Here is a 12,618-nt window from a genome sequence, read left to right as displayed (position 1 = left end):
CTGGGCGCGGACGCGGGCACTGCGCCCTCCGCCCTCGGCACGGGTGAGCGCCTCGACGCGGTCGTCCTCGCCCTCGCCGGGCTGCGGCGCATCGGCCTCGACACCCACGCCACCGACGTGCTCGACCCAGCGATCATGATGCCCGCCCCCTCGCAGGGCGCCCTCGCCATCGAAACGCGCGACGAGGAGGACCCCCTCCTGCGTGCCCTCCTCGGTACCCTCAACCATCGGCCGACCGCGCTCGCGGCCAGCGCCGAGCGCGCCGTCCTCTCCGCCCTGGGTGCGGGGTGTGCGGCACCCGTGGGTGCGTGCGCCCGCGTGGACGAGGCCTCCTCGGCCCTCCTGCTCGACGCACGCGTGATGAGCGTCGATGGGCGCGAGCGGGTCGAGGCGAGTGGCGTGCTCGCGCTCACGGACTCGGTTGGTCGCTGCGACGCCGCTCGCCTCGGCGAGGACGTGGCGCGCCAGCTGCTCGCGTATGGCGCCGCTGAGGTCACCGACTTGGGTGCGACGAAAGTGCCGAGGCAATCCTCGTGAACGAGCCCCACGTGAGCGCACCCCTGAACGGGCGGCGGATCCTCCTGACCCGCGCCAAGCCCGATGACGCCATCGCGCGCGCCCTGCGCCTCGCCGGGGCTCAGGTGGATGCTCTCGCCCTCACCGTGTCGACGCCGCTGGAGTCCGCGCAGCTCGATGAGGCTCGCGGCCGGCTCGCTGACGGCGGATACGCGTGGGTCGTGTTCTCCTCCTGGAGGGCCGCGCGGGCCGTCGTTTCCGTCCTTTCACGCGCTCGCTCGCTCGGCACGCGCATCGCCGCCGTCGGCGAGGCCACGGCCCGATGGATCAGCGACCACGCGGGGGTGAACGCCGACATGACCGGCGCCGGATCCGCCGCCGCGCTGCTCGAGTGCTTCCCTGCCCCGGCCTCCGGTGCGCGCCCGGTCCTCATCCCCCGGTCGGCGGCAGCGCCCGACACGCTGCCAGCCGGGCTGAGCTCCCTCGGCTGGAGCGTCGAGGCCGTCGACGCCTACACCACCACTGCCGCCGACGCCGCCGATATTCCCGACAATATCGCGGGGAATTTCCGCGCGGGGCACTACGACGCGGCGGTCCTCACCGCCTCCTCCCAGGCGCGCGCCCTCCCCCCGCTCCTCGGGATGCCGCCCCCCTCAACCCGGGTCGTGACCATCGGCGCACCCACCGCAGCCACCGCCAGGCGGCAGGGGATCGCGGTCGCGGCCCAGGCCTCGTCCCCCACACCCGATGCCATCGTCCGCGCCCTCATCGACGCCCTCGACCACCCCGCCCAAACCGACGCACCTGAAGAAAGAGACTCATGACCACCGTCCCCGAATCCGTTACCTCCTACCTCGCCGAGGCCGGGGTGGACAGCGCCCCGATCCCGACGATCCGCCCGCGCCGCCTGCGCTCGACCCCCGCGATGCGCGCGCTCGTGCGCGAAACTCACGTTGATCCGGCCAAGCTCATCTGGCCTGTTTTCGTGCGCGACGACATCGACGAACCCCGCGAAATCGCGGCAATGCCGGGCCAGTACCAGCACACGATCGACTCGCTGCGCCGAGCCGCAGCCGAGGCCGCCGAAGCGGGCGTGGGTGCCATCGACCTGTTCGGCGTGCCCGCCCGCCGCGACGCGATCGGCTCCCAGGCGTGGGCGGAGGATGGGATCCTCAACCGTGGCCTCGCCGCCGTGCGTGCCGAGGTTGGGGACGCCCTCGTCGTGTGCGCGGACACCTGCCTGGACGAGTTCACCGACCACGGGCACTGCGGCCTCCTCGATTCCGAAGGTGGTGTCGACAACGACGCGACCCTGCCGCTCTACCAGGCGATGGCGATTTCCCAGGCGCGCGCGGGCGCGCACATGGTGTCGCCCTCGGGCATGATGGATGGCCAGGTCGCCGCGATCCGCGTGGCCCTCGACCAGGCGGGATATGCGGACGTCGCTATCCTCGCCTACTCCGCGAAGTACGCGTCCGCCTACTTCGGGCCCTTCCGCGAGGCCGTCGGTTCCACGCTCAAGGGTGACCGTCGCACCTACCAGCAGGACCCCGCGAACCGACGCGAAGGCCTTTTCGAGGCGCTGCTCGACGCGGCCGAGGGCGCCGACATGCTCATGGTTAAGCCCGCCGGCCCCTACCTCGATGTGCTGGCCGACGTGGCCGCCGCCTCCGATATTCCCGTCGCCGCCTACCAGGTGTCCGGTGAGTACGCGATGGTCGAGGCCGCCGCCGCCAACGGGTGGATCGACCGCACCCGCGTCATCGACGAATCCCTCACCGGTATCTTCCGTGCGGGAGCCGACTCCGTCCTCACCTACTGGGCCCTCGAAGTCGCCCGCCGGGCCCGCTGAGCGCGCATCCTCGTGCCGCTATCCCTCTTACCCCTGATGAAGGTAGCTATGACCACTAACGAAACCGCATTCTCCCAAGCAAAAGCCGTCATCCCCGGCGGCGTCGACTCGCCCGTGCGCGCCTTCGGCGGCGTCGGTGGCACCCCGCGCTTCATCGCGAGCGCGAGCGGCGCGCGCGTCACCGACGTCGAGGGACGTTCCTATGTGGACCTGGTCGGGTCGTGGGGTCCGGCGCTGCTCGGCCACGCGTACCCCGAGGTGGTCGCCGCCGTCCAGGAGGCGGCCTCGCGCGGCCTGTCCTTTGGCGCTCCCACCGAAACTGAGACGCTGCTGGCCAGCGCCGTGCGCGAGCGCGTGCCCTTCGCGCAGCGTGTCCGCTTCGTGTCGACGGGCACCGAGGCGACGATGACGGCGATCCGCCTGGCGCGCGGCGCCACCGGGCGCGACCTCATCGTGAAATTCGCCGGCAATTACCACGGCCATTCCGACGGCCTGCTCGCAGCCGCCGGTTCGGGTGTCGCCACGGGCGGCCTGCCCGGGTCGGCCGGCGTCCCCGAGGCGATTACCGCCCAGACCATTGTCTTGCCCTACAACGACGTCGACGCCCTGCGCGCGTGCTTCGAGCAGGTGGGTGGCAGCATTGCCGCCGTCATCTTCGAGGGTGCCCCCGCCAACATGGGCACGGTCCCGCCCCACCCCGGGTGGAACCGCGAGATCCGCCGCCTGTGCACCGCGCACGGCGCGCTCATGATCCTCGACGAGGTCCTCACCGGCTTCCGCGTTGATCCTGCCGGCTGGTGGGGCCTCGAGGCCGTGGCCGGGTGGGTCGACGGCGCGCCCTCGGGTCGCTACAGCGCCGGCTTCGTTGACGCGTCCTGCGTGGAGGGCGCCGACTGGGTGCCCGACCTGGTGACCTTCGGCAAGGTCGTGGGCGGCGGCATGCCCCTGGCGGCCGTCGCCGGGCGCGCGGACGTCATGGACCTGCTGGCCCCCCTGGGCCCCGTCTACCAGGCGGGCACGCTCTCGGGCAACCCCCTGGCCACGGTCGCCGGACTGCGCACCCTCGAACTCGCTGATCAGAGCGTGTACGACCGCGTGAACGCCTCGGCGCAGGAGATCAGCACGATCGTGTCGGACGCGCTCAGCGCTGCCGGCGTCGCCCACCGCGTCCAGCGCACGGGATCCCTGTTCTCCGTCATGTTCGGCGAGGCCGCGGCCTCCTCGGGCGTGTACGACTACGATCAGGCGCGCGCCCAGGAGGCGTGGCGCTACGCCCCCTTCTTCCACTCGTTCCTGTCCTCGGGTGTGGCCCTGCCGCCCTCGGTGTACGAGGTGTGGTTCGTGTCCGGCGCTCACGGCGAGGCGGAGCTGGAAGCCATTGCCGCCGCCGCTCCGGCGGCCGCGCGGGCTGCCGCTGCGGCTCAGCCCGAGTAATCGACTGCCTCGCGGCGCCTGTGCCGTGACCGGTTGAGGGGTGGGGATCTGCTGGGTCCCCACCCCTCGTTCGTGGAGTCTGTGATAGCCGGGGGTGCGGTTCCTCGAACGCGGAGCGACGGTGCTCGTGACGCGTATCGAAGACGAGGTGGGGCTGGGGTGGGTGCGGGCAAAGAAAAAGCGCGACACCTTCGTGGTGTCACGCTGGCGGGGGAGGGGCGCGTGTCGTTCACGCGCCCCGCATAGGCTCAGGCGCGCGTGCGAGCGATCGAGAGGATCGCGGGGGAGACGATCAGGGCGGTCAGAGCGATGACGACCGCGAAGACGACCGAGGCGACGGAAGCGACCTGCAGGGCGGCGAAAACGCCGAGGGCCGCGAGGGCGACGATGAGGGCCACGAGCACGGAAGCCGAGGCGGTGGCCTGGGACATGGTGGGGGCGGTTTCAGCCTTGACGATGTTGTTCATGGGGTTCTCCTTGAGAGTGTCTTCGCACGGATGCGCGAAGCGCGCCCCGCACGCCAGCGTGTTTGTGGACCTGTTGGCCCGTGCCGCCCGGGTGGGCGACGGCATCAAAAAAGGGGGCTGACTCGTGGTCGCCCCCCTTGGTGCAGCTCCAATTCTACGCGGATTCCACCGCTCGGTCTATACCGCGCAAGCGCTTGTAAGGCATGGCACAAGCATTGTAAAAGCCTGTTAAAGAGCTGTTTTGCCATGGAAAAAGACATGCGTGAAAATTAGTGGAGAACATGCCAGTTCGTGCAAGTGTGCCCGAGTGGGGACTCCACCCGGGCACACAGTGTCACTCGGCTCGTGCCACATTCATGGCTTGGAGGCCCTTTGGTCCTTCAATCGCCTCATATTCGACCTTCTCGCCCTCTAGAAGAGTGCGGCGCCCAGATTGGCCGACGATGTTTGAATAGTGCACGAAGACGTCGCCGGATTCGTCATCAGGAGTAATGAATCCGAAGCCTTTGGCGTCGTTGAACCATTTGATGGTCCCGGTAGCCATGGGCCCTCCTTCGTGTTCGCCCCAACGCTGGGGCACCGTTCGGCTCCGCCTGTGGAGCCGACATGGTCCCGACGGCCCGGCCCGGCATCGTTGTCCCCCGGACTGGGCGTGCGGAATCACACTTATACGGTACCGCACTCGCGGCAAAAATGTGGCTGACCTGCGTAATCGCGACGAAGAAGTTTTTGGTGTGTTGGCGCTACTTGTCTCCACTCAGACGAACCGGAACGATCGCCTGCACGTCCTCTCCCTCGAAGGCCACGCTCCCGATTGCCACGTCCACCCCGAAGACGCTCGCGAGGGTGTCCGCGTTCATGACGGAGGATGCCGGGCCGACCACGGCCTCGTGCGTGGAGGAGAAAAGTGCGACCTGGTCCGCGACGCGCAGGGCGTGCGCCGGGTAGTGCGTGTTCATGATGACGGCGAGGCCTCGGTCCCTCACGAGGCGCTCCAGGAGTCCCAGGACAATGAGCTGGTTGCGGAAGTCGAGGCCGGTCTCCGGCTCGTCGAGCACGAGGACGCGCGGGTCGGCGACGAGGGCGCGGGCGATGAGGATCATCTGGAATTGGCCGCCCGACATGGTCGCGCAGTGCATCTCGGCCAGGTGGGAGGCGCCCACCTCGTCGAGGACGTCACGGGCCATGCGTTCCTCGCGCGCTCCGGGCTGGGCGAGGGTGCGCATGTGCGGGGCGCGCCCGACCATGACCATCTCGAGGCCGGTGAGCGCCACGTTGGATGCGTTGCGGGCTTGCGGCACGTAGGACAGGACGCGGCCCAGCGCCCGGGTCGACATCGACGAAATCGGGGTGCCGTCGATGAGCGTGCGCCCGCTGTCCCACTTCTGCAGGCCGATCATGGTGCGCAGTAGCGTCGTCTTTCCGGCGCCGTTGGGCCCCAGGATCGCCAGGAGCGAGCGCTCGGGCACCTCGAAGGACACGTTCGTCAGGATTGGGGAGGGGGCACCCGGGTATGTGAAGGTCGCGTTTTCGACGCTGATCATCGCGCTCCTCCCGTCCGGCGCAGCAGCACGATAAAGAAGGGGGCGCCGATGATGGCCGTCAGGATCGAAATGGGAATTTCCGAGGCCGACAGGGATCGTGCAAGCGTGTCGATGACGATCATGAGCGCCGACCCGAGCAGCAGTGACACGGGGATGACCGCGCGGTTGTTCTGTCCGCACAGCATGCGCGCGCAGTGTGGCACGAGCAGGCCGACCCAGCCGACCTGGCCGCACATCGAAATGACCGAGGCCGTGATGACCGTCGAGGCGACAATGAGGATCGCGCGCATGAGGGAGACGTTGACGCCGGCGGAGCGGGCCTCGTCCTCCGAGAGGGAGAGGATGTTGAGCTGCCAGCGCAGCGCCACGATGACGACGACGCCCGCGATGATGAAGGGTGCTCCCAGCGCGATCTGGTGGTAGGTGACCGCGGCGAGGGAGCCCATCAGCCAGTAGGTGATCTCGGGGAGCTGGCTCGTCGGGTCGGCCGTCAGCTTGAGCAGTGAGAGGACCGCGTTCGCCAGGGCGGAGACGATGACGCCGCCGAGCACGAGCGTGATGACATTGAAAGAACCCGTGCGCGTGCGCGAAATCGCCGTCGTAAAAGCCATTGTTGCCAGTCCCGCGACGAGGGCCGCGGCCTGCACACCGATCAGGTTCCAGTCCAGCAGCAGTGCGATGACTGCGCCGACGCATGTGCCCGCCGCGACGCCCAGGGTGTCCGGCGTGGCCAGGGGGTTGGAGAAGAGGGACTGGAACGAGGCGCCCGCGACGGACAGGCCCCCGCCGATCAGGATGGCCACGATGATGCGGGGCGCACGCAGGTCAAAAACGACGGAGTTGACGCGTGGGGGAACCGCCGGACCTCCCCAGAAACGTGCGCGCAGCGCCGCAACCACGTCCTCCAGGGATACGGAGAAACGGCCGATGAGCATGGCTGCTACCGCGCACACGACGATGAGGGCGACCAGCGTGGGGATCACCCACACGCGCAGTCGCCCGTTCCTGGTCAGCACAGACTTCATGATGTCCTCTCCCCGACGCGCGTCGGGAGTAAAGCGCACAAGGGACCCCGGCCTCGTCGATAGGGAAGACGAGGCCGGGGACAGGTATCAGGACGCGGAGTCCGGGTTGATGATGCGCTGAGCCTGCTCGTCCGTGAGCGTGAAGTTGTACATCTTCTGGTAGTAGTCCTTCGTCATCGACACGAGGTCAACGTCGGAGAACTGCTCCGGGTACAGGGACGCGCCGATCCAGTTCGCCACGATCGGGGAATCCGGGTTGGGGGTGAACCAATTCCACATGCCCAGGCCGGTGGAGTAGACGCGGCCGGACTTCACGGAGCTGAGGGTGGACAGGTCCACGCCCTCGACCGAGTTCGTCAGGACGGTGTTTGCCGTCATGTTCGACATGCCCTTGCCGGTGACGAGGAGGACCTGGGGGTCCCACGTGAGGACCTGCTCGAAGGTGACGGGCGTGTGCGAGGTGTCGGTGTCGCGCGTGACGTTCGTGTAGTTCAGCGAGTCGGCCCATTCGTTGGTGAACCAGCCGTCCTTGCCGCCCGCGACCGCGAGCTGGCCGTCGGCCGCGCCCATGAGCACCATCGTCGAGACCTTCTGGTCCTCGGGAACCTTCGCGGTGCGCGCGCGGGCGTCGGCGACGAGGTCCTTGCCGAGCGCGATCTTGTCGGCCATGTGGCCGTCCTCGTTGAAGACGTCCTCGAGGAGCTCCATCCACTCCGCGTAGGTCTCCGAGGGGTTGCCCAGCGTCGTGAAGCCGACGGCCGGGATGCCGGCCTTGCGGAACATTTCGCCGTGTTCCTTGTTGAAGGCGTTGTAGAAGACGACGTCGACGTTCAGGTTGAGCAGGGCCTCGGCGTTGAGTTCGCCCTTGTCGTAGTAGCTGGTGTCCACCTGCATCATTTCGGGCGCCATCTCGGCGGCGATCGTCTGGCTCATGGCCTTGACGCGTGCGGCGCTCATGCCCACCAGGTAGGGGGCCTTGCCGTCGAAGTAGGCCAGGTAGGTGGATTCGATCGGGATCTGGTCGATGGCGACGCGGGTGATCTTTTCGGGCAGGACGACCTCGTTGCCCGCGTGGTCGGTGATCGTGCGCGTCGACGAGGCCGAGGCCTCCTGGGTGGTCTGCTCTGATTGGGCGGTGGTGGAGCCGGAGCCGCCCGCGCAGGCGGTGAGGGCGAGGGTGGCGGTGGCCAGGATTGCGGTCAGGGTGGCGAGGCGGGTTTTCATTGGGTCCTCTCGTGTTTTTGGGATTATGAGGGAGATGCTACACAAAATTAGGTGTTCCTCACAAGGTTGAGTGCGGCATTATGACACGGTGTTTTTTCCTTGGGGTCGCGTAGAGGTTTTTGTGGTGTCGATGTGTGTTTCTTGGACGCAGATGAGCATGCTCGTTTTTATCCTGACGTCGATAGGTAGATGCGCGTGGAAGGAGCATCATGGCTGCGGAGCTCGATCTGGAGCGCGCCCTCGTCATTGGGGTCGCGTCCAGTGCCCTGTTTGACCTGGAAGAGTCCGACGCGGTGTTCCGCGAGCAGGGCGAGGAGCGGTATCGGGAGTATCAGCGAGACCATCTCGATGATGTCCTCGAACCGGGGGTTGCGTTCCCCTTTATTCGCCGCCTCCTCGACCTGAATGACCTGTCGGATCGAGAGCGCCTGGTGGAGGTCGTCATCCTCTCGCGCAACGACCCGGAGACCGGGATGCGGGTGATGCGTTCTGTCGCGAGTCACGGCTTGGACATCACGCGCGCGATCTTCATGCAGGGCCGTGCCCCATATCGCTTCATGAGGCCGCTGCGCATGTCGCTGTTCCTCTCCGCGAACGAGGCCGACGTGCGCGAGGCGATCAGCCTTGGATTCGCGGCGGGCCACGTCGTTGGGCGTGCCGTGCCGGATGACGGGGACACGGATCTGCGCATCGCTTTCGACTTCGACGGCGTCCTGGCCGACGATTCAGCCGAGCGCGTGTTCCAGAGTGGAGGCCTCGAGGAATACCATGAGAATGAGAGCGCCCTGGCAGAGGTGCCTCTCGATCGTGGGCCGATGGCCGATTTTCTGGAGAAGATCAACCGGATTCAGGGGATCGAGGACTCAAAAAGTGTGGATGATCCGCAGGGGTACCGACGTCGGGTCCGCGTTGCCGTCGTGACGGCGCGTAGCGCCCCCGCCCATGAGCGCGCGATTAACTCCATCCGGCAGTGGGGCCTGAGCGTCAACGATGCGTTCTTCCTGGGAGGCCTCCCGAAGGGCCCCATGCTGGAGGTGCTCCAGCCGCACATCTTCTTCGACGATCAGCGCCGCCACGTGGAAGGTGCTGCCCTCTCAACCCCGAGTGTCCACATCCCCTTCGGAGCACTCAATCGGGAGTAGGTGATGAGGCGTGTGTCGGTCGCTCATAGCTCATCATGCTTTGCTGGTATCCCGGCCCGGCGGTCGCAGATGTGGGCGGGGCCTGGGAGACTAGACGCATGAGCTCATCCGCGCGCGATGCCCGCCGCCTCACTCCCGTCGAGGTGGCGACCGCTGGCGCGCTTTCGGGCCTGGCCGTCACCTTCGGCCTCATCGCCGCGGTCACCCCCGTCTTCCAGCTCTTCTTCCAGGTCGCCACGGCCGTCCCCCTCGCCATGGTCTCCCTCAAGCTGCGCCCCCGAGCCGCGGTTGCAGCCTTCGCCTCGACGATCCTCCTCGCCATCGCTGTCGGCGGCGTCGCCACCGCCGGCCGCTCCTTCCAGGCGGCCCTCGTCGGCCTCATCATCGGCTTCCTCCATAAGAAGCGCGCCTCCTGGCTGCCCGTCTGCGGCGTCGCCGCCGGCCTTGGCGTCATCTGGGGCGTCGGCACCGGCATCGCGTTCTGGATCCTGTCCGACCTGCGCACCCTCGGCCTCGAAAGTATCCGAAAGACACTCGACGGCTTCCTCAAGCTGGTCGGCCACATCCCCCACTCCGGCGGCTTCGTCGACGCAGGGCATCAGCTCGGCCAATGGTTCGTCGACTGGTGGTGGATCTGGATCCCTGTCACCCGCTTTATTGGCGTGGCCTTCCTGGTCCTCGCCGCACGGTGGCTCCTCGGCGCCATCCTTAGCCGCATCTCCCTCGACGCGGGCTGGGACCCGCTCCTGGCTGCGACCGCCCGCTCTGCGGACCCGAGTGAAGGGGCCGAGGCCTCGTCCCCCCTGCCCCTCACCCTCACCGACGTCGACTTCACCTACCCGGGCGCCGACCACCCCGCCCTGAGCGGTGTCACCCTCAGCTTCGAGCAGCCTGAATTCACGGTCATCGTCGGGCATAACGGCTCGGGCAAGTCCACCCTGGCCCTCCTCCTCGCGGGTGCCGAACCTGGCTCGGGTGTGCGTGAGGGCGGTGGCGTCCTCGGAGCTGTCGGTGGGACCGCGCTCGTGGGACAGCGCTCTGAACTCCTTGTTCTCGGACAGAGTGTCGCCGAAGATGTCACCTGGGGCATGAGCGCGGAGCACATTGTCGGCCTCGACCTCGATGAGCTGCTTGAGCGCGTCGGCCTCGCGGGCCTCGCCGACGCCGACCCGCGCTCGCTCTCCGGCGGGCAGCTTCAGCGCCTCGCGCTCGCGGGCGCCCTCGCGCGCTCCCCGCGCCTGCTTATCTCCGACGAATCCACCGCCATGATCGACCGGGCTGGCCGCGTCGAGATGCTCGACCTCCTCGCATCCCTGCCCGCGCGCGGCATCGCCGTCGTCCACATCACCCACGACCCCGCCGAAAGCGCGCGCGCCGACCGCGTCGTCACGATTCGTAGCGGGCGCATCGTCTCCGATCGACGCGCGGGGGAGGGCGCTCCCCTCATCGACGAGGCCGGGGATCCTTCCGCTTCCCACGCCACCGGTGTGTCGACTGTGTCGTCTGTGGCGGGCGCGCCCGCCCTCATTAAGGCCGCCCACCTGTGGGCTGACCGTGTCGCCCACACCTACGACCTCGGCACCCCCTGGGAGAAGCCGGTCCTACGCGACGTCAGCCTCATCCTCGACCCCGGGCAGGCCATGCTCATCACCGGGGACAATGGTTCGGGTAAGACGACGCTCTCGCGCGTCCTCACCGGCCTGCTCGTCCCCACCTGGGGGCGGGTCACCCTCGGCGGGCGTCCCATGGAGCGCTGCGTCGGCGACGTCGCCCTCTCCATGCAATTCGCGCGCCTCCAGCTCCAGCGCCCCTCCGTGCGCTCCGACATTCTCGCCGCCGCCGGTCATGGGCCGCGCATCGGCACCGGATCTGTGCATCGCAAGGGTGCCATCAGCCGTGAGGAAGGCGACCGCATCGTCGCCGAGGCTATGGAACTCGTCGGCCTCGACCCCGCCCTCGCCTCGCGCGGCATCGACGACCTCTCCGGCGGGCAGATGCGCCGCGTCGCCCTCGCTGGGCTGCTCGCCTCCCACCCGAGCGTCCTCATCCTCGACGAGCCCATGGCTGGCCTCGACGCAACCTCGCGCGACCTGCTCATCTCCGTCCTGGACGAGCGCCGGCGCGCCGGCCTGTCCATCCTCGTCATCTCCCACGACCTCGAAGGCATGGACTCCCTGTGCGACACCCATGGACGCCTCGCAGAGGGGGTGCTCTCATGATGGAACCCCATTCCGCCTGCGGGGCGACCGGCCCCGGCGGCGGCGCCAGCGAGGGCCGATTCTCGAGGACCCCACCCGGCCTCGGCGAAGGGCCCCCGCGCCCGAAGCCCCGGCGAAGCGCGGGCTTCCCCCTGCCTCGTCCCCTGCCCTGGTCGACGCCACTGTCGCGCGCCTGGCCCGGCACCCTTATCGCCTGCTGGACGGTGCTCACCACCTGCGTGATCCTGTCGCCGCGGTGGTCGACGCTCGCGATCGTGGGAGGCCTCCTTCTCCTTGCCTCGCTGATCGTTCGCCTCCCCGTCAGCGTCGCCCCGCGTCCGCCCATGTGGTTTGTCTCCGGCTTCATCGGCGGCTGTATTGGCGCGTGGCTGGGGGATGGGCTCGAGCTCTTCCTGCGCGTCTCCACCCTGGCGCTCGTCGTCCTGTGGGGGTCCGGGCTCATCGCGTGGGTGACGCCGACCGCCGCGCTCGCGGGCGCACTGCGATTTTTCCTGCGGCCGCTGCGGCTCCTGGGGGCGCCGGTTGATCAGTGGTCGCTCGTCATGGCCTCGGCCCTGCGAGGCCTGCCGATGCTGCGCGATCAGGCGCAGGCGGTGCTCGACACTGCCAAGTTGCGCCTCGGCCAGGATGTGGCCACGCTGTCGCTGCGCGGGTATGCGCGCCTGTGCGTCGATGTCATCACCGCGATCCTGTCCGCCACCTCGCGTGGGGCAGCTGAAACTGGGCGCGCGATGTCTATGCGCGGGGCTATCGAGTCCCAGGATGGTGCGACTCGTGGGGCGCGCGTGCGGCTCGGATGGGTCGATGCTGCTGTGATCGCTGTGAGCCTGTTGGGTGTTGCTGGCATCGTTGCGTGCAGGTTGATGCCGTAGTGTGCCGGTCGTATCTTTCGTTGAAATAGTGCTGTTTAATCCAGGTTGTACGGGGTCTTGTGCCCTGGGTCATACGGTGCTGATTTGACGCGGGGGGTGTGATGCCCCTATTCTTTCTGGGTACGCGCGAGTGGCGGAATAGGCAGACGCGCACGGTTCAGGTCCGTGTTCCAGTGATGGAGTGGGGGTTCAACTCCCCCCTCGCGCACGATGAAACCGCAGATCCTTTCGGGATCTGCGGTTTTTGTTTTCCCTGGTTGTTGCTTGCGGCCCCATGGGTGTTCCGGGCGCCGCGTGTGCTTTGTGAGGCCGGGCTGCTTGCT

General features: G+C 68.1%; 11 protein-coding genes, 1 tRNA gene and 1 pseudogene. 8 read left to right on the top strand and 5 right to left on the bottom strand.

Translation table 11 applies throughout. The features are described 5' to 3' along the window. The 4 genes and pseudogenes from HMPREF1137_RS02005 to hemL all read left to right on the top strand — a co-directional run. Nucleotides 1-537, top strand: a pseudogene (locus tag HMPREF1137_RS02005) (hydroxymethylbilane synthase); the annotation flags it as partial. An 11-nt stretch (nt 538-548) separates the two neighbouring features. After that, nucleotides 549-1,340 carry a uroporphyrinogen-III synthase gene (locus HMPREF1137_RS02000; RefSeq protein WP_231283997.1) on the top strand — a complete coding sequence of 264 codons (792 nt, stop codon included), beginning with the start codon at nt 549-551 and terminating at the stop codon, nt 1,338-1,340. After that, nucleotides 1,337-2,368, top strand: coding sequence for a porphobilinogen synthase (gene hemB, locus HMPREF1137_RS01995; protein WP_007588275.1), 1,032 nt, complete (start codon nt 1,337-1,339; stop codon nt 2,366-2,368). Before HMPREF1137_RS02000 ends, hemB begins: the two co-directional genes overlap by 4 nt. Before the next feature lie 48 nt (nt 2,369-2,416). Continuing rightward, a complete protein-coding gene (hemL, locus tag HMPREF1137_RS01990) occupies nt 2,417-3,802 on the top strand; it encodes a glutamate-1-semialdehyde 2,1-aminomutase (RefSeq protein ID WP_007588266.1) in 1,386 nt (461 codons plus the stop codon). Between the two features lie 248 nt (nt 3,803-4,050). Here the strand turns inward: hemL and HMPREF1137_RS01985 are convergent, their stop codons facing one another. From HMPREF1137_RS01985 to HMPREF1137_RS01965, 5 genes are all read right to left on the bottom strand, one after another. Further along, on the bottom strand, nt 4,051-4,269 hold the full coding sequence (locus tag HMPREF1137_RS01985) for a hypothetical protein (RefSeq protein ID WP_007588262.1): 219 nt from the start codon (nt 4,267-4,269) through the stop codon (nt 4,051-4,053). Between the two features lie 334 nt (nt 4,270-4,603). Further along, the gene (locus HMPREF1137_RS01980) at nt 4,604-4,813 is read right to left on the bottom strand and encodes a cold-shock protein (RefSeq protein ID WP_007588281.1); all 210 of its coding nucleotides are present in this window, start codon (nt 4,811-4,813) and stop codon (nt 4,604-4,606) included. A gap of 199 nt (nt 4,814-5,012) precedes the next feature. Further along, nucleotides 5,013-5,813 carry an ABC transporter ATP-binding protein gene (locus HMPREF1137_RS01975; RefSeq protein WP_007588268.1) on the bottom strand — a complete coding sequence of 267 codons (801 nt, stop codon included), beginning with the start codon at nt 5,811-5,813 and terminating at the stop codon, nt 5,013-5,015. Continuing rightward, nucleotides 5,810-6,838, bottom strand: coding sequence for a FecCD family ABC transporter permease (locus HMPREF1137_RS01970; protein ID WP_034496359.1), 1,029 nt, complete (start codon nt 6,836-6,838; stop codon nt 5,810-5,812). The genes HMPREF1137_RS01975 and HMPREF1137_RS01970 overlap by 4 nt, the downstream gene beginning before the upstream one ends. A gap of 87 nt (nt 6,839-6,925) precedes the next feature. Then, entirely contained in the window at nt 6,926-8,062 is a 1,137-nt protein-coding gene (locus HMPREF1137_RS01965; RefSeq protein ID WP_007588273.1) for an ABC transporter substrate-binding protein, read from the bottom strand. A 209-nt stretch (nt 8,063-8,271) separates the two neighbouring features. Here HMPREF1137_RS01965 and HMPREF1137_RS01960 point away from each other — a divergent pair, with 209 nt between their 5' ends. From HMPREF1137_RS01960 to HMPREF1137_RS01945, 4 genes are all read left to right on the top strand, one after another. Then, entirely contained in the window at nt 8,272-9,204 is a 933-nt protein-coding gene (locus HMPREF1137_RS01960; RefSeq protein ID WP_007588264.1) for a 5'-nucleotidase, read from the top strand. Between the two features lie 98 nt (nt 9,205-9,302). Then, nucleotides 9,303-11,423, top strand: coding sequence for an ABC transporter ATP-binding protein (locus tag HMPREF1137_RS01955; RefSeq protein ID WP_007588258.1), 2,121 nt, complete (start codon nt 9,303-9,305; stop codon nt 11,421-11,423). Further along, entirely contained in the window at nt 11,420-12,295 is an 876-nt protein-coding gene (locus tag HMPREF1137_RS01950; RefSeq protein WP_196792942.1) for a CbiQ family ECF transporter T component, read from the top strand. The genes HMPREF1137_RS01955 and HMPREF1137_RS01950 overlap by 4 nt, the downstream gene beginning before the upstream one ends. Nucleotides 12,296-12,419: 124 nt before the next feature. After that, a tRNA-Leu gene (locus HMPREF1137_RS01945) sits at nt 12,420-12,503 on the top strand. Nucleotides 12,504-12,618: the final 115 nt, after the last annotated feature.

The organism is Actinomyces sp. ICM39 (genome assembly GCF_000282935.1).
Taxonomy (GTDB): domain Bacteria; phylum Actinomycetota; class Actinomycetes; order Actinomycetales; family Actinomycetaceae; genus Pauljensenia; species Pauljensenia odontolytica_B.
This window is presented reverse-complemented; position numbering and strand designations above follow the sequence as displayed.

Excerpts from the sequence above, each read along its gene's own strand:
- HMPREF1137_RS01950 (WP_196792942.1), top strand. The coding sequence starts at position 11,420 with ATGATGGAACCCCATTCCGCCTGCGGGGCGACCGGCCCCGGCGGCGGC.
- hemL (WP_007588266.1), top strand. The coding sequence starts at position 2,417 with ATGACCACTAACGAAACCGCATTCTCCCAAGCAAAAGCCGTCATCCCC.
- HMPREF1137_RS01965 (WP_007588273.1), bottom strand. The coding sequence starts at position 8,062 with ATGAAAACCCGCCTCGCCACCCTGACCGCAATCCTGGCCACCGCCACC.
- hemB (WP_007588275.1), top strand. The coding sequence starts at position 1,337 with ATGACCACCGTCCCCGAATCCGTTACCTCCTACCTCGCCGAGGCCGGG.
- HMPREF1137_RS01960 (WP_007588264.1), top strand. The coding sequence starts at position 8,272 with ATGGCTGCGGAGCTCGATCTGGAGCGCGCCCTCGTCATTGGGGTCGCG.
- HMPREF1137_RS01975 (WP_007588268.1), bottom strand. The coding sequence starts at position 5,813 with ATGATCAGCGTCGAAAACGCGACCTTCACATACCCGGGTGCCCCCTCC.
- HMPREF1137_RS01985 (WP_007588262.1), bottom strand. The coding sequence starts at position 4,269 with ATGAACAACATCGTCAAGGCTGAAACCGCCCCCACCATGTCCCAGGCC.
- HMPREF1137_RS01955 (WP_007588258.1), top strand. The coding sequence starts at position 9,303 with ATGAGCTCATCCGCGCGCGATGCCCGCCGCCTCACTCCCGTCGAGGTG.
- HMPREF1137_RS01980 (WP_007588281.1), bottom strand. The coding sequence starts at position 4,813 with ATGGCTACCGGGACCATCAAATGGTTCAACGACGCCAAAGGCTTCGGA.
- HMPREF1137_RS01970 (WP_034496359.1), bottom strand. The coding sequence starts at position 6,838 with ATGAAGTCTGTGCTGACCAGGAACGGGCGACTGCGCGTGTGGGTGATC.